The organism is Corynebacterium sp. 11A, assembly GCF_008930935.1.
Lineage (GTDB): Bacteria > Actinomycetota > Actinomycetes > Mycobacteriales > Mycobacteriaceae > Corynebacterium > Corynebacterium megadyptis.
Window position 1 is genome coordinate 17,745 of record NZ_PQMR01000003.1, and the last position, 22,007, is coordinate 39,751.

A 22,007-nucleotide genomic window follows, 5' to 3' on the forward strand; every position below is an offset into this window, starting at 1 on the left:
CCTTCCTGTCCACACAAAAACTCTATGAGTGCCTAGAGCTGCGAGCTCGTCCTAAGACACTCTCTTAACTAAGCAGAGTACTGCATATCGGCTGTTTTTCCATGTTGTTTGTCATGATTCTTTAAGGATTCGGGTGATTCCTGAAAATTCTCTGAGGATTGTACTCGGCACTTCCTGCCACAACGAGAGCGATGCCCGTCAATATTGTGCCCTAAGTCACCAGTTTCGGGGTGTGCTGTTCTCCCCCGTTCGGGCGTAGCCGCCCCCGCTCGCGCTCGCATCACGGGCACCATCGCGGCCGCGCCATGGCGAGTATTGAGACTACATGTCTCTCGACCCAGCCCGCCTAACGCTTAGGGCTCCACGTGATCACGGCTGTACTATTGGGAACGGCGTAGCATGCCCTGTCGTGGATACGTCGCGCGCTTGGGCACCGTGGCTGAACCCGCGCCGCCTCAGGCGCCATAGCCCGCGCCCGTCGCGGGGATCCCGCAGCAGTGTCGGTCGCGCCAGAGCGCACCGTCGGCACTGTACGCTACGTCCCTAATATCTATAGCCCTCTGACACTCTTTAGGAATCGAGGAACCAGCCCGACTATGTGTGGTCTTCTTGGAATGCTCACCGCCGAGGCGAATGCCGCCGACTTTCAACACGCCGTGGAGCAGGCGCTGCCCTGCATGCATCACCGCGGCCCCGACGCCTCGGGCACCTGGCACGATGAGCATGCTGTCTTTGGCTTCAACCGCCTCTCTATCATCGACCTCGCACATTCCCACCAGCCCCTACACTGGGGCCCAGAGGGTGAGCCGGACCGTTACTCGATGACCTTCAACGGCGAGATCTACAACTACATCGAATTGCGGGAGACCCTACGTAAGGAGGGCTATACCTTCCACACCGATGGCGATACTGAAACTATTGCCGTGGGCTATCACCACTGGGGCGATAAGGTGGTCGAGCACCTGCGGGGTATGTTTGCCATCGCCATCTGGGATACCAAGGAGCAGGTCCTCTTCCTGGCTCGCGATCAGTTCGGCATTAAGCCGCTCTACTTCGCCACTACCCCAGCCGGCACGGTCTTTTCCTCCGAGAAGAAGACCATTCTCTCCATGGCGGAGGCCATCGGTCTAGAGTTGGGCCTTGACTATCGCGCCATCGAGCACTACGTGGACTTGCAGTATGTGCCGGAGCCGGAGTCGCTCCACGAGGATATTCGCCGCCTCGAGTCGGGTTGCTTCGCCACGGTGCGCCCGGGTGAGAACCTGGTGCAGCAGCGCTATTTCCGCCCGCAGTTCAACACCACCCCCGTGGCCAAGGGTGCCGAACAGGATCTTTTTGACCGTATCGCTCGGGCACTGGAGGATAGCGTCGAAAAGCATATGCGTGCAGATGTGACTGTCGGCTCGTTCCTCTCTGGCGGTATCGACTCCACCGCCATCGCCACCCTCGCTAAGCGGCACAATCCGAACCTGTTGACCTTCACCACCGGCTTCGAGCGCGAGGGCTATTCCGAGGTGGATGTGGCGGCGGAATCTGCGGAGGCGATCGGCGTCGAGCACATCGTGAAGATCGTCTCCCCAGAGGAGTACGCCACGGCGATTCCGCGGATCATGTGGTACCTGGATGATCCGGTGGCGGACCCCTCGCTGGTGCCGCTGTATTTCGTGGCGCAGGAGGCCCGCAAACACGTCAAGGTAGTGCTGTCCGGCGAGGGCGCCGATGAGCTCTTCGGCGGCTACACAATATATAAGGAGCCGCTGTCGCTGGCGCCCTTTGAGAAGGTGCCCTCTCCCCTGCGCGCGGGGCTGCGTCGTTTGGGCGCTGTGCTGCCCGAGGGCATGAAGGGCAAGTCGCTGCTCGAGCGCGGCACCATGACGATGGAGGAGCGCTACTACGGCAATGCGCGCTCCTTCAACTTCGAGCAGATGCAGCGGGTGATTCCATGGGCGAGCCGCGAGTGGGATCACCGTGAAGTCACGGCACCGATCTACGCCGAGTCCACCCACATGGATCCGATAGCCCGCATGCAGCACCTCGATCTCTTCACCTGGATGCGCGGCGATATCTTGGTCAAGGCCGACAAGATCAATATGGCCCACTCCCTCGAGCTACGCGTGCCCTTCCTTGATAAGGAAGTTTTCGCCGTGGCGGAGACCATCCCGCACGAGCTCAAGATCGCGCAGTCCACCACCAAGTACGCGCTGCGTAAGGCCATGGAGCAGATCGTGCCGGCGCACGTGCTCCACCGCAAGAAGCTGGGCTTCCCCGTCCCGATGCGTCACTGGCTGGCTGGCGATGAACTGCACGGCTGGGCGCAGGACACCATCAACGAGTCCCAGACCGAGGAGATCTTCAATAAGCCTAAGGTGCTGAAGATGCTCGCCGAGCACCGCGCCGGTTCCTCGGATCACTCCCGTCGCCTGTGGACGGTGCTGGCCTTCATGGTCTGGCACGGCATCTTCGTGGAAAAGCGCATCGATCCGCAGATCGAGCAGCGCGACTACCCGGTGGATCTCTAAACCACCACACACAGCACCACAGCCCAGCATCCCGCGCAATCGGGAGCTGGGCTGTGGTGTGTGTATGGACGCTTATCGACGCCGCTCTCCACTCACACGTGCGTGCTTAGTGGAAGGAGTCGCCGCAGGCACAGGAGCCGGTGGCGTTCGGGTTGTCGATGGTAAAGCCCTGGGCTTCGATGGTGTCGGAGAAATCAATGGTGGCGCCGGCGAGATATGGGGTGCTCATCTTGTCCACGACAAGCTTCACGCCGCCGACCTCATCCATCTTGTCGCCGTCCAAGGAACGGTCATCAAAGTAGAGCTGATAACGCAGACCAGAGCAGCCGCCAGGCTGCACGGCGATACGCAGGGAGAGATCTTCGCGCCCCTCCTGCTCGAGCAGGGCCTTCGCCTTCGCGGCGGCAGCCTCGGTGAGGATTACTCCGGTGGCGGATTCGGGTGCAGTCATGGTGAGTGGATTCTCCTTATAGTTATTGAGTCATACGACACACGGCGATCCTCGTGGGAGGCGGGCTGATGCTGTGCTCCCGAGCATGGACGCTGCTGTCATGTCAGTGGCACCAAGGCTACCGCGTGCCTCTACTGAGTGTAAACACATCCTCACAGGCACCTATTCCCCACCCTGTGTTCGCCGGCGGGACGCCTGTGAACAGCGCTCCGGCCCGCCGCGCTGCAGCTCGGGCGGGGGTGCGTCGCCGCCACCACATACCCGTATCACCTGCCGCGCCGGCCAGCGTGGGTACTTCGCGCGCGCCGATGGGTATCTCTGGGGATTCTTTTACTAGCCTATTAGGCGTGAAACTACCGTGGCAGAAGAATCAAGACGAGACCGCATCCGACGCCCCCGCTGACACCAGCGCTGCGGCGGAGCATTCCACCGACTCCGAGGAGCAGCGGCCGCGGGGCTATACCCCGAAGAAGGGCCGCCCCACCCCGAAGCGCAATGAGCGTGAGCGCGAGCGCGGGGTGCGCCGCGAGCACTTCTCCGCACCGGAGACGCGCGCCGAGGCCCGCGCTCGGCGGAAGAAGTTCAAGGAGTCGATGACGAAGGAGGAGTACAAGGAGTACAAGGCGCGGCAGAAGCGGCAGCGCCGCGACGAGCAGCGCCGGGTCCAAGAGGCCATGGACCGCGGCGACGAGCGCTATCTCCTCGAGCGCGATAAGGGCGAGGTGCGTGGCTTTGCCCGCGACTGGGTGGATGCCCGCCGGTTCATCACCAATATGATGATGCCGCTGGCCCTGATCCTGCTGTTTATCATGCTGGTCTCTAATGCCGTGCCGCAGATTTCGATGGCAGCATCGGTGATCGCGATGATCATTATGCTGGCGATCTTCATCGAAGGCATCATCATGGGCCGCCGCGTGAATAGGGCCGCCCGCCTGAAGTTCCCAGGCTCCACCGAGCCTGGTTTCGGTTTGGGCTTCTACGCTTTCTCCCGCGCCGGCCAGCCCCGCCGCTGGCGTTCCCCGCGCCCGCGCGTGGAGATCGGCGCCGAGGTCTAGAGCCATGCTGAAAGGTGCGCGATGCGTCATCTGATTCTCGGCGGGGCCCGCAGTGGCAAGTCGGGCTATGCCGAAGCGCTGCTCAGCGATGCCCCAGATGTGCTCTATGTGGCCACCGCTCGGCCGTGGCCGGGGGATGAGGATTTCGCCACCCGCATCGCCGAGCATCAGCGCCGCCGTGATCCGCGGTGGCGCACGGATGATTCCTCCGATCTTCTCGCTGTGCTGCGCACCCCGCCTGCCGCGACTCTGTTGGTGGACGATCTGGGAACGTGGATCACCCATGAGCTCGACCGCGCCCAAGCGTGGGAGGCACCGCGTGGCACCATCCGCCCGCGCTGCACGGCGCTTATCGACGCCATCTCCTCGCTTCCCGCATCCACCACACTGGTACTGGTCAGCCCAGAGGTGGGCATGGGTGTGATCCCCGAGCACCGCTCCGGCCGGCTCTTTCGCGATGAGCTGGGCTGGCTGAATGCGCAGCTCGCCGCGGTGATGGACCGCGTCACCTTGGTGGTCGCCGGCCAGGCGCTGCCCTTAAAAAAATGAAATTCTCGGTGCTGCGGCCGTATTCTGGGTACGTCTGATCCCCAATGCGGAAACCACCCGCGGTTTCCCGTGCCACTATAAGGAGCTGTCTCATGGAGTCCCTGCCCTCCGCCTCCGATCTATTTGCCAAGGTAGATCCCCCTAGCACTGCGGCGCGGCAGGCGGCGATCGCGCACCAAGCGGACCTGACGAAGCCTGTGGGCGCCCTCGGCCGCTACGAAGAGATCGGCATCTGGATCTCCTCCTGCCAGGACCAGTGCCCGCCGCGCACCATTACTCAGCCCACCATTGTGGTTTTCGCTGGCGATCACGGCATCGCCGCCAATGGTGTCTCCGCCTATCCTTCTGAGGTCTCGATTCAGATGGCGGAGAATATCCGCCACGGCGGCGCCGCGATCAATGTGCTGGGCCGGGCCGCCGGCGCCGAGGTGCGGCTGGTGGATGTCTCCCTCGACCACGATGTGTGGGGCGATGAGCGCGTCTCCCGGTCCTGCGGTTCGATCGACCGCGAAGATGCCATGACTAATGAGCAGGTGGTGCGCGCCCTCGAGATCGGCAAGCGCATCGCCGATGAAGAAATCGATCGCGGCGCGGATCTCCTCATCGCCGGTGACCTCGGCATCGGCAATACCACCCCGGCAGCTGCCCTCACCGGCGTCGCCACCCGCCTGGAGCCCGTTGTGGTGGTCGGCCGCGGCACCGGCATCGACGATGAAGGCTGGAAACGCAAGGTCGCCGCGGTGCGGGATGCCATGTTCCGCGCTCGCTTGCTCAACCGGGAACCCGTCAGTGTGCTGCGTACCATCGGCTCGCCGGATCTGGCCGCCATGGCTGGGTTCCTCGCCCAGGCTGCGGTGCGCCGCACCCCCGTGATCCTCGACGGCGTCGTCGTCACCGCCGCCGCGCTCTGGGCCAACCGCCTCGCTCCCGGCGCGCGTCAGTGGTGGATCGCGGGACACCGTTCCGTGGAGCCGGCGCACTCCGCCGCACTCGAAGCCTTAGATCTCACCCCAGTTCTGGATTTCGGTATGCGCCTCGGGGAGGGCTCCGGCGCCGCCGCTGCCCTGCCGATCGTGCGGGCTGCTGTAGACATCATGACGGACATGGCCACGTTCAGCTCTGCGGGAGTCTCCACCCACAATGAGGACGAGAGTGTCGGGTAAAGCGGGCCCCTCCGGCGGTGGCCGCCACGGCCATCCGCTGTGGGAGGGGCCAGCCACCATCTTTTCTTGGCTCACCGTGGTTCCCCTCCGCGGGGCCACGGTATTTGATAGCACCACGGGCCGGCGGGCCATGACCTCCGTGCCGCTGGTCGGCCTCGCCTTCGGCGTCGTCGCCACCCTGATCGCTGTGGTTTGCGCCCCCGCCTCCGCCGCGCTGGCCGCGGTACTCGTCGTGGTGGCGGTGCAACTCTTGAGCCGCCTCATGCACCTTGATGGGCTGGCCGATGTGGGCGATGCGCTGGGCTCCTATGCTCCGCCGGAGCGAGCACGCGAGATTCTTGGCGATCGCTATACTGGGGCGCTGGGTATGGGCGCGGTCGTGCTCGCCCTGCTCACCCAGGTGGCTGGGCTGGCCACTGTTCTCGGCGCAGTAGCCCCTTCGGCCGCGCTGGTACTGGCCCTGCTCAGTATCTTCTTTCTCTCCCGGTGGTCGGCGCTGGTGGTGTGTCGCCGCAGTGCATCGCCGCACCGCCAGGCGCTCTCTCCCACCGGTTTCGGGGCACTGATCATGGGCACCGTGCCCGCGTGGCGGGTGGCCGCATGGGCCGCCGGATTCTGCATCGTCTCCACTGCGGGGTGGCTCGCGCTGGGTGCTTGTGGCATGGCTGCCGCTACGATCGTGAGCACTGCGGTGATCTGGCTCTGCGCCGAGGGCTTGGTGCGCCATATGGCTCGCCGCTTCGGCGGACTCAATGGAGATTGCACCGGCGCGATCATCGAGATCACCACCGCCCTTGCCGCCGTGGCCTACGGGCTTAGCCTCTCCTGGCTCGCCCCTTAGGTGCAGGGGGAGGCAGCGGGGGTGACACGGCATGCTCCCGCCGCAGGCGTTGTGGACACGTCGACATCGTGGAGAAAATTCCCGCCCCGAGCGAGAAGTAATGAATAAATTTTCTGCGGCCGCATCAGCATTGTTTCCCCAGCGCACACAGCGTTTTTTACTTATTGCCCCTTAGTGAGCGAGCAATTAATCTCCTCTGTGCAAGTGTTCAGAAAGCCACGATTGTGGCACCACAAGAGGGAGACACACTTTGTCCTTCGTCCTATCCATTAATGAGATCGTTGATGGCCCCATCAAAGATCTGTACCTCGAGTTTGGCGGCAACAATTGCTGCCCGCCCCCGGCACCGGCGATCCTGCCGAACCTCACCACCGTAGATTTCTCCGGTGCGCACTTCGGCTCCACCGATCTGCTCGACCTCAACATCGATCTCTCGGCTCTCTAAGCCACCCTTAGATTTAAGCGATACATCTCACGCACACAACAACACCGGCGCCCCCTTCTTTTAAGGGACAGCGCCGGTGTTGTCTGCTATGACTCAGCCGCTTAGGCCTCGATGAGAGTGTGAATCCAGCCGTGGGTATCCTCCACGGTGCCGCGCTGGATACCCGTCAGGTGATTGCGCAGCTCCATGGTGACCGTGCCGGTGGCACCGCCGGCGATCTCAAAATCGCCGTGGGCGGACTTCACCGCGCCCACCGGGGTGATCACAGCCGCGGTTCCGCAGGCCAGGGCCTCGGTCATGGCCCCCGAGGTGGCGTCGTCACGCCACTGCTCCTTCGACACCAGCTTCTCCTCCACCTGGTAGCCGAGATCGCGGGCCACCTGCAGCAGAGAATCGCGGGTCACGCCGGGAAGCAAGGAGCCGGACAGGGCGGGGGTCACCACGGTGACATCCTCCCCTTCGCCGTAGACGAACATGAGATTCATGCCGCCCATCTCCTCGATGTAGTTCAGCTCGATAGAGTCCAGCCACACCACCTGGTCGCAGCCCTTTTCTTCCGCCTGGGCCTGGGCCAAGAGCGAGGCAGCGTAGTTGCCAGCACACTTGGCCGCACCGGTACCACCGCGGGCGGCGCGGACGAAGTCCTCACAAATCCACACCGACACGGGCTTGATGCCTCGCGAGAAGTAGGCGCCGGCTGGGGAGGCGATGAGCACATAAGTGTAGCTATTCGCCGGGTGCACGCCCAAGGAGGTCTCGGTGGAGATCATGAAGGGACGCAGGTACAGAGATTCCTCGCCGCCGGCGGCCGGGACCCAGTCGCGATCGATATCCACCAGCTGGCGGATGGACTCGAGGAATACCTCTTGGGGCAGCTGCGGCATGGCCAAGCGGTGCGCCGAGTTTTGGAAACGCGCAGCGTTGGCGTAGGGGCGGAAGGTCACAATGGAGCCATCCTCGTGCCGATAGGCCTTCAGCCCTTCGAAAATGGCCTGTCCATAATGAAAGACATTCGTGGCCGGATCAAAGGACAGCGGGCCATAGGGACGCACCTGGGCGTCGTGCCATCCCTTATCGTGGGACCACTCAATGGTCACCATGTGATCGGTGAAGTGCTTGCCAAACCCCGGGGCCTCAAGAATCTTCGCGATCTCAGCGGCGGGGGTGGGGTTCTCGTTCTTCCTAATGGTGAACTCTAAATCTTGCATGGTATTAAGCTACTCCCTCTCTGGTTTCCGAGCCCTGATTACCCTAAGTTTCGGGCAACCAACTCGCGACGGCGCTTCTCTGCTCACGCTAGGCTGGTGGAAGTCTTATTCACAAGACGCTGCCGGCGCCACCGACCACAGCTGGGCGTCGATAAGCATTGACCGCTGTACAGAAAGGATTGCGAACCATATGGTGAACTCCCTGCCCGCGCGCGGCTACCTGCCTGAATTAAAGCGAAGCAAGAAGCTGGAGAAGAACACCTCCGTGCTACTCGTGCCCGTTTATGAGGGCGAGAGTGAATTGGAGCTGCCCGTACTGGGGCCGCTGGACGATGCCTCGGCGCGCTCCTTGTGCGCTGCGCTGAGCGCTGTCGGCGCGACCGGCAAGGCCGGCACCGTGCACACTGTGCCCGCCCCGAAAAAGCTCAAGGTAGAGGCAGTCGCCGCGGTGGGTCTGGGCGCTGCCGAGGACTCCGATGCGGAGACGATTCGCCGTGCCGCCGGTAACGCCATGCGCAGCCTGCCTGAGCACGCCGTTGTGGCCACCACCCTCTCTGAGCTCAATACCGCAGCCGCCGTCGAGGGCTGTGCGCTGGGTGCTTATGACTATCGCGGACTGCGCACTGAAGGCGAGAGCACCCGGCCTACCTCGGTGACCTTCCTCGGCGCCGATAAGAAGGACTTCGAGGCCGCCGTGATTGTGGCCGAGTCCGTGGCGCTGTGCCGCGACCTCGTCAACACTCCCTCCTCGCACCTCTACCCCGAGTCCTATGCATCCTTCGTGGCCGAAGAATCCGCGAAGGTGGGGCTGCAGGCCACCGTGCTGGATGAGAAGAAGCTCGCCAAGCGCGGTTTTGGCGGCATCCTCGCCGTAGGCATGGGCTCGTCCCGCACCCCGCGGCTTGTTCGTCTGGAGTGGAAGCCGAAGAAGGCGAAGACCCATGTGGGCTTGGTGGGCAAGGGCGTGACCTTCGATACCGGCGGCATCTCCATCAAGCCGGGAGCCAATATGGAGAACATGATCTCCGATATGGGCGGTTCCGCGGCCATGATCGCCACCATCATTGCCGCCGCCCGCCTCGAGCTGCCGGTGCAGATCACCGCCACTATCCCGCTGGCGGAGAACATGCCGGGTGGCAAGGCCTACCGTCCGGGTGATGTGATCACCCACTATGGCGGCACCACCTCCGAGATCCAGAACACCGACGCCGAGGGCCGCCTCATCCTTGCGGATGCCTTGGTTCGCGCCAGCGAGGACAACCCGGACTATCTCATCGATAGCGCTACCCTCACCGGCGCCCAGGTAGTTGCTTTGGGGGACCGTACCTCCGGCGTGATGGGCGATGAAGCTCTCCGTGAGCGCATTGCCGCCACGGGCCGCGATGCAGGTGAGCCGGCATGGGCCATGCCGATTCCGGAGGAGATCGCCGAGCAGTTCTCCTCACCTTCCGCGGATCTGCGCAACATTGGCACCAACCGCTCCGCCGGCATGATGCAGGCCGGCTATTTCCTCAGCCGTTTCGTCGGCGAGGGCATACCGTGGGCCCACATCGATATCGCGGGCCCCGCCTTCAACACCACCGCCGTCCACGGCTATACCCCGAAGCGCGCCACCGGTGTTCCGGTGCGCACCCTGGTGGATCTGCTCCGTGACATCTCGGCCAATGGTTAAAGACCTGCACCCATGATTAATCCCATCCACTTCGGTGGATGGGATTTTTCTTTTTCTCTGCCTTCTACCTAGGGCTACTTATCGACGTCGCCCTCGGGCTCATTGTGTCTCTTTTCCCATTCCTCGCGCCGCTGCCGCTGTTCCTCGCGCTTGCGGAGGATACGGTCACGTTCGATTCGCTCGCGCATCCTTTGCGGATACCCCGTCTCCTCCACATCGAAGAGGCCGATACCCAGCGCGGAGGCGGTGTCGTTGATGCCCTTGGGCCCGCCAATCCGGCGGCGGATGAAGTCCCCATGCTCATCCACCAACACCACGCTCATCTCATTCACCAGCGTTTCGGGCTCAACAAAGCCCTCCACGAAGCCACGGCCCTGCATCCATGCGCGCAGCTCGGCGAGATCGGCGTCCCGGATGGATCCGGTGGCGCTGCGGGGAGCCTTGAGCCCCTTTTTGGATCTGCCACGGTTGAAAAGATTGAACATGACACATCATTCTACAAGCCCCCTGCGATAAGGCGGGGCTGCTCTCCACTGGGGCCGCGGCGCGCCTGCACAGCATGCAGAGATGCACTCCCACGCGCGGGGCCACGCGGATGGGGGCACGCTATGCACAGAATGCGGAGCCTAACCGCCTACAATGGACCCTTAAAAGCGGTACTCTCTTTGTTGTTACCGTTTGACGATTTTTCACACGCTACTTTCATGCGAGGAGACTTAAAAACAATGGCGTTCTCCGTAGAGATGCCCGAGTTGGGCGAGTCAGTTACAGAAGGCACCATCACCACGTGGCTGAAGTCCGTGGGCGATACGGTCGAGGTCGACGAACCGCTCCTCGAGGTGTCCACCGACAAGGTTGATACCGAGGTTCCTTCCCCCGTCGCCGGCACCCTACTCGAGATCCTCGCCGAAGAAGACGACACCGTCGACGTCGGTGACGTCATCGCCCGCATCGGCGACGCCGACGCAGCCAGCTCCTCCGACGACTCCGACGACGACTCGGATGAAGACGAGGCCGAAGAGGCTGAAGCCAAGGAAGAGAAGAAGGAGTCTGAGGACAAGCCGAAGGCGGACAAGAAGTCCTCCTCCAGCGAGGCCACCGACGTGGCCATGCCCGAGCTGGGCGAGTCAGTTACAGAAGGCACCATCACCTCCTGGCTGAAGTCCGTCGGCGACAGCGTCGAGGTCGACGAACCACTCCTCGAAGTCTCCACCGACAAGGTCGATACCGAGGTCCCCTCCCCCGTCGCCGGCACCCTACTCGAGATCCTCGCCGAAGAAGACGACACCGTCGACGTCGGTGACGTCATCGCCCGCATCGGCGACGCCGACGCAGCCAGCTCCTCCGACGACTCCGACGACGACTCGGATGAAGACGAGGCCGAAGAGGCTGAAGCCAAGGAAGAGAAGAAGGAGTCTGAGGACAAGCCGAAGGCGGACAAGAAGTCCTCCTCCAGCGAGGCCACCGACGTGGCCATGCCCGAGCTGGGCGAGTCAGTTACAGAAGGCACCATCACCTCCTGGCTGAAGTCCGTCGGCGACAGCGTCGAGGTCGACGAACCACTCCTCGAAGTCTCCACCGACAAGGTCGATACCGAGGTCCCCTCCCCCGTCGCCGGCACCCTACTCGAGATCCTCGCCGAAGAAGACGACACCGTCGACGTCGGTGACGTCATCGCCCGCATCGGCGACGCCGACGCAGCCAGCTCCTCCGACGACTCGGATGAAGACGAGGCCGAAGAGGCTGAAGCCAAGGAAGAAAAGGAAGAGAAGAAGGAGGAGCCTAAGCAGGAGTCTGCTCCGAAGAAGGAGGAGAAGTCCGAGGCTCAGCCTGAGAAGAAGGAAGAGAAGAAGCAGGAGAAGGTCAATACCGGCGATAACCTGCCGTATGTGACCCCGCTCGTGCGGAAGCTGGCTGATAAGCACGGCATTGATCTCTCCACTGTCGAGGGCACCGGCGTGGGCGGCCGCATCCGCAAGCAGGATGTGCTGGCTGCCGCCAAGGGCGAGTCCGAGGACGCGGCCCCGACCAAGGAGGAGACTCCCCGCGTGTCCACCAAGTCTGTGGACCCAGCCAAGGCCGAACTGCGTGGCACCACCCAGAAGGTCAACCGTATTCGCGAGATCACCGCGAAGAAGACCCTCGAGGCCCTGCAGATCTCCGCACAGCTCACCCAGCTGCACGAGGTGGACATGACCACCATTGCTGCCCTACGCAAGGAGGCCAAGCCGGCCTTCACCAAGGCTCATGGTGTGAACCTCACCTACCTGCCCTTCTTCGCGAAGGCCATCGTGGAGGCCCTGGTGTCTCACCCGAATGTCAACGCCTCCTACAACGCTGACACCAAGGAGATCACCTACCACCCGAGCGTCGGACTGGCTATCGCCGTCGACACGCCGAAGGGCCTGCTCACCCCGGTGATCCACGAAGCAGAGAAGCTGTCCCTGCCGGAGCTGGCGAAGGCGATCGTGGACCTGGCTGATCGTGCCCGCAATAACAAGCTCAAGCCGGCCGATCTGACCGGTGGCACCTTCACCATCACCAATATTGGTTCCGAGGGTGCGCTCTCCGATACCCCGATCGTGGTTCCGCCGCAGGCAGCCATGGTGGGCACCGGCGCTATCACCAAGCGTCCGGTCGTGGTCAGCGAGAACGGCAATGACGCCATCGCTATCCGCCAGATGGCCTACCTGCCCTTCTCCTATGATCACCAGATCATCGACGGCGCTGACGCTGGTCGCTTCATGACCACCGTCCGTGACCGCCTCGAGAACATCGACTTCACCGAGGATCTCGAGCTGAGCTAAACACACGGCTCTCCCCAACCACCCCGCGCAGTGCTTCAACGCCAGCGCGGGGTGGTTGTCTTTATGTACCACCCCGCAGTTACCCCCACCGCTACCCCCGCAATCCATCACTGCAGGATGTCTGCAATCCGAGAATGGGGGCCACCACTCTCAATCCCAAACAGTGACCCAGCTCCTATAATGAGAGGGACATTTCTTTTCCTTACTGTCCTTAATCCCCAAGGCACATCAACCCCACGGAAAGGCCCACTTTGTCTTTCAGCGATCGCCATATCGGCCCCGACGCTCATGAAACTTCGATCATGCTGGACACGCTTGGCGTCTCCTCGTTGGACGAACTCATTGAGAAGGCCGTCCCGGCCTCGATTATCAATACCGAGCGGATGAACCTGCCGGGCGAGCAGTCGGAATTTGAGGCGCAGCGCGTGCTCGCCCACGACGCCGAGCAGAACATCCCCCTCAAGTCCTTCTATGGCCAAGGCTTCTCCTCCACCATCACCCCGTCGGTGATCCGGCGGGGCGTTCTTGAGGATGCCGGCTTCTATACCGCCTATACCCCCTATCAGCCGGAGATCTCCCAGGGCCGCCTCGAGGCCCTGCTGAACTTTCAGACCATGATCTCCGAGCTGTGCAACCTGCCCATCGCGAATGCCTCGCTGCTGGATGAGGCCACCGCCGTGGCCGAGGCCATTAGCTTGATGAGCCGCAAGGTGAAGAAGGGTCGCAGCGTGGTGTTGGACAGCCGCCTGCATCCCCAGGTGCTGAGCATCGCCCGCGAGCGTGCCCGCGTTATGGAGCTCGACGCGCACGTCCAAGACCTGTCCGTGGGGTTGGTCGCCGAGGATCTTGTGGGCACCGTGATTGCCTACACCGGCACCGAGGGCGATATTCGCGATATTTCTTCGCTTATCGACGCCACCCACCACCGTGGCGGCCTCGCCACCGTGGTAGCGGATCCCATGATGCTGGTCCTGCACACCGCCCCTGGTGATCTCGGCGCGGACGTGTGCGTGGGCACCACCCAGCGTTTCGGTGTGCCGTTGTTCTTCGGCGGGCCACATGCCGCATTCATGGCGGTCACCGACTCCTTGAAGCGCCAGATCCCAGGCCGCATCGTCGGCGTGAGTAAGGATCTCGATGGCTTCCCGGCGTATCGCCTGGCCCTGCAGACCCGTGAGCAGCACATTCGCCGCGATCGCGCCACCAGCAATATCTGTACCGCCCAAGCATTGCTGGCCGTCATGGCCTCGATGTATGCCGTCTATCACGGCGCGGAGGGGCTCAAGGGCATCGCCCGCGAAATCCACCGCAAGGCCTGCAGCTTTGCCGATGCCATAGAGTCTGTGGACGCGGGGCTATCGCTGGTGCACTCCACCTTCTTCGATACCGTTTGCATCTCCACGGGCAACCGTGCCGAAGAGTTCTCCACCACCGCCCTCGAGGAGGGCTATCTCATCCGCGCGGTAGACGAGGACCGCGTGTGCGTGAACTTCGGCGAGGCCACTACAGAGGACGATATGGCGGCCTTGTGCCGCATCTTCGGTATCGCCGAAGATGCCCTGGAGCAGGAGGCCGAGTCGCGCATCGAGCAGGAGCGCGCCGATGAACCGCTGCGGCATGAGATCTTCTCCCAGATCCACTCCGAAACCCAGATGATGCGCTATATTCGCCGTCTCGGCGACCGCGATCTGGCCCTCGACCGCACCATGATCCCGCTGGGCTCTTGCACCATGAAGCTCAATCCCACCTCTGCGGTCGAGCCGATCACCTGGCCTCATTTGGCGGATGTGCACCCCTTCGCTCCGGAATCGCATACCAAGGGCTGGCGTCGCATCATCGAGGATCTCGAAAAATGGTTGGCAGAGATCACCGGCTACGCCAAAGTGTCGGTGCAGCCCAATGCCGGCTCCCAGGGCGAGCTGGCCGGTTTGCTGGCTATCCGCCGCTACCACGTCTCCCGTGGCGATGAGCAGCGCGATGTGTGCATTGTGCCTGCCTCCGCCCACGGCACCAATGCCGCCTCTGCTGCGTTGGCGAACCTGCGCGTGGTCGTGGTGGCCACCGCTGATGATGGCACGGTCGATATCGAGGATCTCAAGGCCAAGCTGGAGGTCCATGCCGGCCACGTCGCCGCCATCATGATCACCTACCCCTCCACCCATGGCGTGTATGAGGAGAATGTGGGCGAGGTGTGCGAGCTGGTGCACGAGGCCGGTGGCCAGGTCTACATCGATGGCGCCAACATGAATGCCCTCGCCGGTATTGCCCGCCCCGGCGCGTTCGGCGGCGACGTCTCCCACCTGAATCTGCACAAGACCTTCACCATTCCGCACGGTGGTGGCGGCCCGGGCGTGGGCCCGATCGGTGTGGCCGAGCACTTGGTGCCCTTCCTGCCCACCGATGCCCGCACCGCTAATCCTCATGAGGATGCCCCCGTGGGCGAGGGCGTGCCGATCTCTGCCACCTACTATGGCTCGGCGGGCGTGACCCCCATTTCGTGGATGTATCTGCGGTTGATGAGCAGCGAAGGCCTCTTCGCCGCCTCCGCCCATGCCGTGCTTGCCGCCAACTACATCGTGAAGAAGCTCGAGGGCGCCTATCCGGTGCTCTATACTGGCAAGAATGGTTTGGTCGCGCACGAATGCATCGTGGATCTGCAGGAGCTGACCAAGAAGTCCGGTGTCACCGCCCTCGACGTGTGCAAGCGCCTGGTGGACTTCGGTTTCCACGCCCCCACCCTCGCTTTCCCTGTGGCCGGCACCCTCATGGTGGAGCCCACCGAGTCCGAGGACCTTGCGGAGCTCGATCGCTTCGTGGAGGCGATGCTCGTGATCCGCGAAGAGATCCAGGAGATCATCGACGGCACGGTCGCTGTGGAGGACTCCGTGATCCGCAAGGCTCCCTTCACCGCGGCCAGCGTCATCAGCGATGAGTGGAACGAGAAGTTCAGCCGCGAAAAGGCCGCCTTCCCCGTGCCGGGGCTGCGCCGCGATAAGTACTTTCCCGCCGTCCGACGTATTGATGACGCCTATGGCGATCGCAACTTGGTCTGCTCCTGCCCGCCGCCGGAGGCCTTCGACATCGACTCCGACCACGCTTAACCCGAAAGGCTCACCATGACTGATCTTTTGCACTCCCCGTTGCACGATCTCAACGAGAAGCTCGGCGCCAGCTTCACCGACTTCGGGGGCTGGAATATGCCGCTGAAGTACGGCCGCGAGCTCGAAGAACACCGCGCCGTGCGCGAGCGTGTCGGCGTCTTCGACCTGTCACATATGGGCGAGCTCTCGGTGCGCGGTAGCGATGCCGCCGCATTCTTGGATTATGTGCTCGTCTCGCAGCTGTCCACCTTGCCGGTGGGCAAGGCGAAGTATTCGATGATCGTCAACGCCGAGGGCGGCATCATCGATGATCTCATCAGCTATCGCCTCGCCGAGGACGAGTTCTTGGTGGTGCCCAACGCCGGCAACCAGCCCGCCGTGTGGGCCGCCTTCGAGGATCGCGCCCGCGAGCGCTTCGCCGATGCTGATCTGGTGCTCGAGAACCAGAGCTTGGACACCGCCCTCATCGCCGTCCAGGGCCCGCGCAGCGCCGAGCTGCTCAGTGAACTGGTTCCGGCCGAATCGACCGACACTCTCAACGGGCTCAGCTACTACTCCGCCGCCCCGCTCGAGGTGGCCGGGGTGGACACCCTCGTGGCTCGCACCGGCTACACCGGCGAGGATGGTTTCGAGGTGTATGTGGACAAGGAGCACGCCCCCGCTGTGTTCTCCGCAGTGGTCGACAAGCTCGAGGCCTATCAGGGTGCCGTCTGTGGTCTAGCCGCCCGGGATTCCCTGCGTCTCGAGGCCGCTATGCCGCTCTATGGCCACGAGTTGAGCGAGGATCTCACACCCGTCGATGCCGGCTTGCGCGTGCTCGTGGGCAAGAACAAGACGGGTGAGTTCTACGGCGATCAGCTCCGCGAGCTGCCCACCCCGCAGCGCAAGCTCGTGGGGCTGCGAGGCGAGGGGCGTCGCGCCGCTCGCGCCGGATCCGTGCTGTATGTCGGTGAGAAGCGCGTCGGCGAGATCACCTCCGGCCAGCTCTCCCCCACCCTCGGCCACCCCATCGCTTTGGCCTATGTAAACGCCGATCACGCTGCAGAGGGCACCACCCTCGAGGCGGATGTGCGTGGCAAGCGCCAGCCGATGACCATTGTTGCCCGCCCCTTCTACAAGCGCGGCTAAACTATTTCCCATTACGTTCTCCAGCTCGACAGAAAGGACTCACCCATGTCCCAGCTGCCCTCCACTTTCTCCTACTCCGAGGATCACGAGTGGATCGATTGCGCCGCGGATGACGCCGCCGGCAACACCGTCAAAGTTGGTCTGACGTCCATCGCCGCGGATCGTCTCGGCGAGATCGTCTTCGTGGATCTGCCCGCTGTGGGCGATTCCGTGGAGGCTGGCGAGATCTGCGGTGAAGTCGAATCCACCAAGTCCGTCTCGGATATCTACGCCCCGGTCACCGGTACCGTCACCTCCGTCAACGAGGAGCTCGAGGACAACCCAGGCCTGATCAATGACGAGCCCTTCGCGGGCGGTTATCTCTTCGAGGTCGAGGTGCAGGAGGTCGGCGAGCTCATGGACGCCGCCGAGTACGAGGCACAGAACGCCTAACTCGTCTATCAGCCGCTTCACGCTTATTGTGTGGAGCGGCCTTTTCCTGCTTATCGACGCCCACCTCTGCCCCGCAACCAGCTGCCGCCCACGGCAGCAAGGCGAGTGAGGTGCACGCCACAGGGCGCGTGTACCCTTGAGTCATTATGACTGCACCGCGCGAGCCTTTTACCCCCGCAAGCCAAGCGATCAGGCATCTCGATACCCCTATTGAGCTGCACCGGCTAGGCAACCGCGACTATGTGGAGATGTGGCACGAGCAGGCGGATCTGGCGGCGGCGCGCGCCCGCGATGAGATCGCTGACCGCGTGCTCATGCTCGAGCACCCCTCCACCTACACGGCGGGGAAGCGCACGCAGGAGTCAGATCGCCCAACCAATGGTGTGCCCTGCATTGATGTGGATCGCGGCGGGCGAATCACGTGGCATGGTCCGGGCCAGCTGGTGGGCTATCCCATCATCAAATTGCGGGATCCGGTGGATGTGGTGGACTATGTTCGCCGCGTCGAGGAGGCCCTCATTCAACTGGTGCGTTCGCTGGGGTTGAGCAAGGCTGGGCGGATTGATGGCCGCTCGGGGGTGTGGGTGCCCGCTGATGAGCGCGGCCCAGATCGCAAGATCGCGGCATTGGGTATTCGCATTACGCGGGGAATAACTATGCATGGTTTTGCGCTGAACTGTGATAACACCTTGGAGTATTACGATCACATCGTTCCTTGTGGCATTAGTGACGCTGGGGTCACTACCCTGTCACGGGAGCTGGACACCGATGTGCGGGTGGAGGATGTGATTGAGCCGTGTTACCACTGGCTGGTTGAGGCTTTTGCAGGCCGGCTGGAGGTGGCCGATCACAGCTTTGGCTCCGCCGAGGACCCCTGCTCCCCAGCTGCCATCCGGAAACTATCGCTATAAAACACACGCCTCGCCCACGGTGGGGCCATTAATTTGAGGACAAAGTGAGCGAAAAGAAGCTACTACGCATCGAGGCGCGGAACGCCGAGACTCCGATTGAGAATAAGCCACGCTGGATCCGCACCCAGGTCAAAACTGGCCCAGAGTATAAGGACATGAAAAATCGCGTGTCCGGCGCCTCTCTGCACACGGTGTGCCAAGAGGCCGGTTGTCCCAATATTCACGAGTGCTGGGAGGACCGCGAGGCCACCTTCTTGGTCGGCGGCGATCAGTGCACCCGGCGCTGTGATTTCTGCCAGATTGCCACGGGTAGGCCCACAGAGGTCGATCGCGATGAGCCTCGTCGTGTTGCTGAGTCCGTGCAGGAGATGCAGCTGAATTACTCCACGATTACTGGCGTGGCCCGCGACGATCTCCCCGATGGGGCATCGTGGATTTATGCCGAGACCTGCCGCCAGATCCACAAACTCAACCCCAACACGGGTGTGGAGCTGCTGGTCGATGATTTCCGGGGCAACACAGATGCCCTGCAGCAGGTCTTCGAGTCCGAGCCGGAGGTATTCGCGCACAATGTGGAAACGGTGCCGCGCATCTTTAAAAAGATCCGTCCCGCCTTCCGCTATGAGCGTTCTTTGGATGTGATCCGCCAAGCTCGTGACTATGGGCTCGTGACCAAGTCCAACTTCATCCTTGGCATGGGCGAGACGGTGGAGGAAGTACGCGAGGCGATGCAGGATTTACATGATGCCGGCTGTGAGATCCTCACCATCACGCAGTATCTCCGCCCGGGCCCGCTGTTCCACCCCATCGATCGCTGGGTGAAGCCCGAGGAGTTCGTGGCGCATTCCAAGGCCGCGAAGGAGATCGGGTTTAAGGCCGTGATGTCTGGGCCGCTGGTGCGCTCCTCCTACCGCGCTGGGCGCCTCTATGCGCGGGCGATGGCCGAGCGTGGAGAGGCCCTGCCGGAGAATCTCGCGCACCTGGGCGAAGAGACCGGCACTACTGCCCAAGAGGCCTCCAGCCTCATTCAGCGCTATGGCGCGTCCAAGGACACTCCGGTAACCTCTGCCCGCCGCTAGAACGGCCCCGACAGACACACGTGAGGAAAGGGTGACACAGGAGGAGGCAATGCGGGCGTGAGCACGCTGATCGCCTATCCTAAAACACATGGCTGATACGAATAAGAAACAACGGAAACTAGCGGCAAAGCAGGCCGCGAAGGAAGAAAAGGCGCTGAAGAAACAGCAGCGCAAGCAAAGCCGGGCGCAGGTCTGGCAGGCCTTCAAGATGCAGGCGAAGAACGACAAGAAGCTCGTTCCGCTCATGCTTCTGGCCATCATCGGTCTCGGCCTCGTCTTCTTCCTCATCGGTTCGCTCTTTGGTGGCCAGTGGTTCCTGCTACCGCTGGGCCTGGTGCTGGGCTTCGCTTTGGCGATGTACATCTTCACCAAACGCGTGGAAAACACCGTGTACGATCGCGCCGAGGGCCAAGCCGGCGCCGCCGGCTGGGCGCTCGAGAATCTGCGTAGTGGTCCCGGCGTGGAGTGGCACACCCGCACCGCGGTGGCCACCAACCACCACATGGATGCCGTACACCGCGTCATCGGCCCCGCCGGTGTGGTGCTCGTTGGCGAGGGCGACATCAAGCGGGTCCGCCCGCTCATGGCGAATTACAAGCGCCGCCTCGTGCGTATCGCTGGGCAGACCCCGATCTATGAGATTTTCGCCGGCGAGGGCGAGGACCAGGTGCGAGTGCGCAACCTGCAAAAGGAAATGATGAAGCTGCCCCGCAACTATAAGAAGAAGGAGCTGGGCGCCCTTTCTGCTCGTTTCGAAGCCATGGACCGCGACCCGCTCCAGGCCGCTGGCATGCCGAAGGGACCTGTGCCCAAGGGCGCATCCATGGCGGGTATGAACCGCCGGGCCCGCCGCGCCGCCCAGCGTCGTTCCAAGTAGACCGCGCCTCAAAATCAGCCACGAGCACTGCCTCTTACCTCCGCTGCCCACTGGGCGCGGAGGTTTTTCTCTGCCCTCCCCCACGCCTGTTTGGCACGGGTGGGCGTCCTATGTTTTAGACTGCGAACGTGCAATGATGGATGGGTGAGTATCTTTGCTGAGAACCACCTGCTCGCGCTCACTGTCATCATGGCGGTGGGGCTGATTATCGGCAGGATTAACATCGGGGGATTTCGCCTCGGGGTAGCCGCTGTACTCTTTGTTGGATTAGGCTTTGCCACCGTTGAACCGGGCGTGAAGCTTCCCGAGGTGGTGTACCTGCTGGGGTTGGCGTTATTCGTCTACACCATCGGGCTCGAGGCAGGGCCGACATTCTTCGCCTCTTTACGCACCCGTGGGCTCAAGCACAATGCTTTCATCCTCGCGGTGCTGTCTTTAGTCACGGCCATATCCTGGGGATTGATCACGCTCACCGGCTTGGGGGAGTCTACCGGTGCCGGCATGTTTACCGGCGCGGTCACCAATACTCCGGCACTGGCCGCGGTGGTGGATTCACTGGCCGAGATCTCGAAACCGGAGCACCTCGATCTGCCCGTGGTGGCCTATTCCCTCGCCTATCCGCTGGGTGTGCTCGGCGTGATCATGGTGATCGCCATCTTGGCGAAAGTGCTCAAGATCGATCATGAGCAGGAAGCCATCGATGCCGGCGTGGCGCCCCACGAGCTGGTGTCACAGCGCGTCTTGGTGATCGCCAATGATGTTCCGGCCGTGGACAATATTCCACTGCTGTGGCAACTGCGCGTGATTATTTCCCGTGTCCAACACGGACACCGGGAAGGGCTGGCGGAGTATGGCGATCGGGTGCGCCCCGGCGATATCCTCACCATCGTCGGCGAACCGTCCGAGGTCGAGCGGGCCGTCGAGCGCCTCGGAAAACCTCTCGAAGGCGGGCCCTCTCACGACGAAGAGCTGGACTTTCGCCGCATCTTCGTCTCCTCGAAGGACGTCGTGGGAGTACCGCTGTCGAAGCTTGAGCCGAAGCTCCAGGGCATGCTGGTCACCCGTGTTCGCCGCGGCGACGCCGACATGGTGGCCACTCCCGATATGATGCTGCAGCTCGGCGACCGAGTCCGCGTGGTGGCCGACCCACAAACACTGCGCCGGGCGAACCGTATTTTCGGTGACTCCTATGCGCGGGTGTCCAATGCCGACATGCTGCCGCTGCTGGCCGGCTTGGCCTTGGGGCTACTCGTAGGCCTCATCCCCTTCCCGCTGCCTGGCGGTTCTGAGCTCAAACTCGGCAGCGCGGGAGGCCCGCTCCTCGTCGCGCTGGTCTTGGGCGCGATTGGCCGCACCGGGCCGGTGGTCTGGCAGATTTCCTATAGCGCGAATAACGTCCTTCGCACCACCGGCATCACCCTCTTTCTCGCGGGAATTGGTACCACGGCTGGGGCGGGCTTTAAAACTGCGCTCAGCGATCCTGCCTCATTGACCATCATTGGCGTGGGCTTCATCATCACCGTATTGGTCTCGACGATCACCATTCTCGCCGGCTATTTCTGGATGAAGATTCCGTTCGGCCAGGTTGCCGGCATTCTCGCCGGCGTGCAAACCCATCCTGCCGTGCTCAGCTATGTCTCTGACCAGACCAAGAATGAACTGCCTGCGATTGGCTACACCACGGTCTACCCCGTTTCCATGGTGGCGAAGATCATCCTGGCCCAAGTCTTGGTGTTCATGCTGCTCTAGCACGCGCCTCGACGCACCTC

The 22,007-nt window shown here is 62.7% G+C and carries 18 protein-coding genes; 15 read left to right on the forward strand and 3 right to left on the reverse strand.

Annotated elements, in window-relative coordinates:
- Positions 1-596: 596 nt before the first annotated feature.
- Entirely contained in the window at positions 597-2,519 is a 1,923-nt protein-coding gene (gene asnB, locus GBB18_RS03685) for an asparagine synthase (glutamine-hydrolyzing) (protein ID WP_151640799.1), read from the forward strand.
- 106 nt (positions 2,520-2,625) lie between these two features.
- Here asnB and erpA read toward each other — a convergent pair whose 3' ends face one another.
- Positions 2,626-2,970 carry an iron-sulfur cluster insertion protein ErpA gene (gene erpA / locus GBB18_RS03690; RefSeq protein ID WP_151529243.1) on the reverse strand — a complete coding sequence of 115 codons (345 nt, stop codon included), beginning with the start codon at positions 2,968-2,970 and terminating at the stop codon, positions 2,626-2,628.
- A 347-nt stretch (positions 2,971-3,317) separates the two neighbouring features.
- Between erpA and GBB18_RS03695 the strand changes: the two genes are divergently transcribed.
- From GBB18_RS03695 to GBB18_RS03715, 5 genes are all read left to right on the forward strand, one after another.
- Positions 3,318-4,025 carry a DUF3043 domain-containing protein gene (locus GBB18_RS03695; protein WP_151549205.1) on the forward strand — a complete coding sequence of 236 codons (708 nt, stop codon included), beginning with the start codon at positions 3,318-3,320 and terminating at the stop codon, positions 4,023-4,025.
- A gap of 21 nt (positions 4,026-4,046) precedes the next feature.
- On the forward strand, positions 4,047-4,574 hold the full coding sequence (locus GBB18_RS03700) for a bifunctional adenosylcobinamide kinase/adenosylcobinamide-phosphate guanylyltransferase (RefSeq protein ID WP_151549206.1): 528 nt from the start codon (positions 4,047-4,049) through the stop codon (positions 4,572-4,574).
- 92 nt (positions 4,575-4,666) lie between these two features.
- A complete protein-coding gene (gene cobT, locus GBB18_RS03705; RefSeq protein ID WP_151549207.1) occupies positions 4,667-5,737 on the forward strand; it encodes a nicotinate-nucleotide--dimethylbenzimidazole phosphoribosyltransferase in 1,071 nt (356 codons plus the stop codon).
- Positions 5,727-6,578 (forward strand): adenosylcobinamide-GDP ribazoletransferase, encoded by an 852-nt coding sequence (locus GBB18_RS03710; RefSeq protein WP_151549208.1) that lies wholly within the window; start codon positions 5,727-5,729, stop codon positions 6,576-6,578. The genes cobT and GBB18_RS03710 overlap by 11 nt, the downstream gene beginning before the upstream one ends.
- A 250-nt stretch (positions 6,579-6,828) precedes the next feature.
- The gene (locus tag GBB18_RS03715) at positions 6,829-7,023 is read left to right on the forward strand and encodes a hypothetical protein (protein WP_151529238.1); all 195 of its coding nucleotides are present in this window, start codon (positions 6,829-6,831) and stop codon (positions 7,021-7,023) included.
- Between the two features lie 101 nt (positions 7,024-7,124).
- Here GBB18_RS03715 and GBB18_RS03720 read toward each other — a convergent pair whose 3' ends face one another.
- Positions 7,125-8,231, reverse strand: coding sequence for a branched-chain amino acid aminotransferase (locus GBB18_RS03720; protein ID WP_151549209.1), 1,107 nt, complete (start codon positions 8,229-8,231; stop codon positions 7,125-7,127).
- A 190-nt stretch (positions 8,232-8,421) separates the two neighbouring features.
- Here GBB18_RS03720 and GBB18_RS03725 point away from each other — a divergent pair, with 190 nt between their 5' ends.
- Positions 8,422-9,903 carry a leucyl aminopeptidase gene (locus GBB18_RS03725; RefSeq protein ID WP_151640800.1) on the forward strand — a complete coding sequence of 494 codons (1,482 nt, stop codon included), beginning with the start codon at positions 8,422-8,424 and terminating at the stop codon, positions 9,901-9,903.
- Between the two features lie 74 nt (positions 9,904-9,977).
- On the opposite strand, the gene GBB18_RS03730 is transcribed toward GBB18_RS03725, so the two are convergent.
- Entirely contained in the window at positions 9,978-10,388 is a 411-nt protein-coding gene (locus tag GBB18_RS03730; RefSeq protein ID WP_151549211.1) for an oxidoreductase, read from the reverse strand.
- A gap of 240 nt (positions 10,389-10,628) precedes the next feature.
- On the opposite strand from GBB18_RS03730, the gene sucB reads away from it, so the two are divergent.
- From sucB to GBB18_RS03770, 8 genes are all read left to right on the forward strand, one after another.
- On the forward strand, positions 10,629-12,710 hold the full coding sequence (gene sucB, locus GBB18_RS03735) for a 2-oxoglutarate dehydrogenase, E2 component, dihydrolipoamide succinyltransferase (protein WP_151640801.1): 2,082 nt from the start codon (positions 10,629-10,631) through the stop codon (positions 12,708-12,710).
- Positions 12,711-12,961: 251 nt separating this feature from the next.
- A complete protein-coding gene (gene gcvP, locus GBB18_RS03740; RefSeq protein WP_151640802.1) occupies positions 12,962-15,811 on the forward strand; it encodes an aminomethyl-transferring glycine dehydrogenase in 2,850 nt (949 codons plus the stop codon).
- A gap of 15 nt (positions 15,812-15,826) precedes the next feature.
- Entirely contained in the window at positions 15,827-16,939 is a 1,113-nt protein-coding gene (gene gcvT, locus GBB18_RS03745) for a glycine cleavage system aminomethyltransferase GcvT (RefSeq protein ID WP_151640803.1), read from the forward strand.
- Positions 16,940-16,984: 45 nt separating this feature from the next.
- The gene (gene gcvH / locus GBB18_RS03750) at positions 16,985-17,371 is read left to right on the forward strand and encodes a glycine cleavage system protein GcvH (protein ID WP_151640804.1); all 387 of its coding nucleotides are present in this window, start codon (positions 16,985-16,987) and stop codon (positions 17,369-17,371) included.
- A 146-nt stretch (positions 17,372-17,517) separates the two neighbouring features.
- A complete protein-coding gene (gene lipB, locus GBB18_RS03755; RefSeq protein ID WP_151549216.1) occupies positions 17,518-18,282 on the forward strand; it encodes a lipoyl(octanoyl) transferase LipB in 765 nt (254 codons plus the stop codon).
- A gap of 44 nt (positions 18,283-18,326) precedes the next feature.
- Positions 18,327-19,361 (forward strand): lipoyl synthase, encoded by a 1,035-nt coding sequence (lipA, locus tag GBB18_RS03760; RefSeq protein ID WP_151549217.1) that lies wholly within the window; start codon positions 18,327-18,329, stop codon positions 19,359-19,361.
- Positions 19,362-19,449: 88 nt separating this feature from the next.
- A complete protein-coding gene (locus GBB18_RS03765; protein ID WP_151529228.1) occupies positions 19,450-20,238 on the forward strand; it encodes a DUF4191 domain-containing protein in 789 nt (262 codons plus the stop codon).
- A 144-nt stretch (positions 20,239-20,382) separates the two neighbouring features.
- On the forward strand, positions 20,383-21,987 hold the full coding sequence (locus GBB18_RS03770; RefSeq protein ID WP_151640805.1) for an aspartate:alanine exchanger family transporter: 1,605 nt from the start codon (positions 20,383-20,385) through the stop codon (positions 21,985-21,987).
- The last annotated feature ends 20 nt before the right edge of the window (positions 21,988-22,007 follow it).